Origin of the sequence: Paraburkholderia phenoliruptrix (assembly GCF_902859825.1) — a bacterium.
Classification (GTDB): Bacteria; Pseudomonadota; Gammaproteobacteria; order Burkholderiales; family Burkholderiaceae; genus Paraburkholderia; species Paraburkholderia phenoliruptrix.
Map to the genome: position 1 here is coordinate 1 of NZ_CADIKB010000105.1, position 2,116 is coordinate 2,116.

Below are 2,116 nucleotides of genomic sequence, written 5' to 3' on the forward strand. Positions count from 1 at the left end.
GGGGCCGCAGCGGTAGTACTGACTGCAACAAGCCCGAATATACATCTGCAACCGTTCTGTCAAAGTTTAAGCACGCGGAGCTTGTGCAAACGGGAGGCGCTCATATACGTCAGTCATCAGAACCGCACCCTTGCGAATGCCGGTGAACAGTTTGTCGGCCAGCTTCGCGCCGCGACCAGCCGTATAGGCGAAACAGCGGATGGGAGTTCCCGATCCGGTCATTTGCGCCCAGAGATAGCTTTTCGTTTGCGGCTTGCGCCCTTCTTCCTTCAGGACCTGGAACGTCGTCTCGTCGCAGTAGATCACGTCAGCATCGAGCAACGCGTCGCGCATCAGGTTGATAACGGGCTGCGTTGCGAGACCGACGCGTACCATGCTCGCGGCGAGCGTGTTCGATGAGATGTCGCCACCGAAGCGTCGCAGCAGGACCGCCTGGCGATAGATCGGCATGCCAAACTGATACTTGCCGGAGGCGACCCACGCGAGCGCCGATTCCGTGAGGAGTCCACGCGGGATGATGCGCAGCGGTGCCGGCGTGACCTTGATGCCAAGATCGCAGCACGGGCAGGCATACTTGACGCGCTGGTGCTGGATGACGCGAAGCTGTTCGGGGATCACGTCGAGCTGCTCGCTCGTTTCGACACCGATCTCGACGAGCGCATGGCCGTCGTGGTTGCAGAAGCGTTCGCCTTCGGGAAGTTCGTGCCGAACGACTTCGCGCGGCAAGTTGGGATCGAGCGGTTTGCGATGACCGCGCTTCTTGCGCGTGTGCGCGGCGATTCTGGTTTCGGGAGTATCTTCCTGCGCCGGTGTTGCGTTCGTGCCGAGCACTTCGGCTTCATTGAACAGACCCGGCTGATCCGATGCGCGAGCTTCGCTCTTCGCGCCGAACAGCTCGCGCCGGTAAGCGCGCAGTCGTTCCTCAGCCAGGTCGCGCTCCGCAGTCACGAGACGCAGTGCGCTGCGTAACCCGTCGCGCTCTGACTGAAGGGCGTCATGCTCCTCGCGCATCGCGAGGAGCATCCTGAGTTCGTCAGCGTCGATGGTCACGTTGATCGGCATACCGCTTAGACCAGTATGCCGACGACATGTTCAGCTCACACGCGCATAATGTCGCCTCGGATGACGCTGGAGCGCAGCGATGTCGACACCCCCGAGAAGCCAGTGCAGCAGTTCGACGGTCAGTGCCACGACCTCGCTATTGTCATCAGGCCAGACGAAGCGATCATTGGCCTCGAGTCTCTTGAGCATGAGCCAGAAACCGTTGTCCTGCCAGCCCAGGATCTTGACGCGATCGCATCTCCGGTTGGTAAAAACGTAGAGCGAGGAATCCATGGGATTCAGGCGCATCGCCTGTTCGACGAGAATCGACAGACTGTTCATTCCGTACCGGAAATCGACGGGATCGCGGTACAGGTACACCTTCAGATTTTCGTCGAACCGGAACACGGCATCCTCCCGAACATCTGGACCACGGTGCTCAGTTCGTCGATGCTCGCTGCACTGAGATCAAGCTCCACGCCATTCGACAGTCGCACATGCAGCGAAAGCGTGATCGGCGCAGTTGCAGTCAACACGAGTGGTAACGGCGGCACCGATGACGTTGAAACGACCGGCACAAATGCAGAAGTAGACGGTGCGCACAGCAAGTGCTTACGTGAGCCTGCAACGTCGGTCGAACCGTCATCCACGCAACGACGGAAGTCTTCGTTGGCAATTGCGTCGATGGCAGATGACGGTAGATCGCGCTCGTCGGCGCGCGTTTCCTGCGATGCAAATGGGATGCCTTTCTCGCGCTCCATCAGATACTTCGCGATCCATTTGCGCAGCAGGTTAGCGTTGATCCCATGCTCCTGTGCCAAACGGGCGACCGACGCACCTGGTCGCAACGCGGCCTCGATCAGTACGCGCTTGCCTCCCTCGTCATAGCGACGGCGCCCGTCGCGGCTTTGACGAACTACTTTCAACTCTGAGTCTTTGCCAGTCATAGGTGTCCACCTCCAAATGAACCGACCCCGGAATGTTGGACACGTTGACGTTAGTGCTGCTTATATTTCATTCTGTATTGGACTGGTGTGAGTCCTCGTAATCTTAGCTTGATTCGATCGTGGTTGTA

3 protein-coding genes and 1 pseudogene are annotated in these 2,116 nt (G+C 58.9%); all 4 read right to left on the reverse strand.

The window, feature by feature from the left end:
• Window positions 1–99 precede the first annotated feature (99 nt).
• Window positions 100–1,062: pseudogene (gene tnpC, locus HV711_RS33125) on the reverse strand (IS66 family transposase); the annotation flags it as partial.
• Window positions 1,063–1,092: 30 nt separating this feature from the next.
• Window positions 1,093–1,449, reverse strand: a complete 357-nt coding sequence (tnpB, locus tag HV711_RS33130; protein ID WP_007178952.1) for an IS66 family insertion sequence element accessory protein TnpB — start codon at window positions 1,447–1,449, stop codon at window positions 1,093–1,095.
• Complete coding sequence (locus HV711_RS33135) at window positions 1,425–1,988, reverse strand: transposase (protein ID WP_007178953.1); 564 nt, start codon at window positions 1,986–1,988, stop codon at window positions 1,425–1,427. The genes tnpB and HV711_RS33135 overlap by 25 nt, the downstream gene beginning before the upstream one ends.
• Before the next feature lie 50 nt (window positions 1,989–2,038).
• Window positions 2,039–2,116: IS3 family transposase (locus HV711_RS34045; RefSeq protein WP_175145578.1), on the reverse strand; the 78-nt coding region annotated here is incomplete at its 5' end.

Excerpts from the sequence above, each read along its gene's own strand:
- HV711_RS33135 (WP_007178953.1), bottom strand. The coding sequence starts at position 1,988 with ATGACTGGCAAAGACTCAGAGTTGAAAGTAGTTCGTCAAAGCCGCGAC.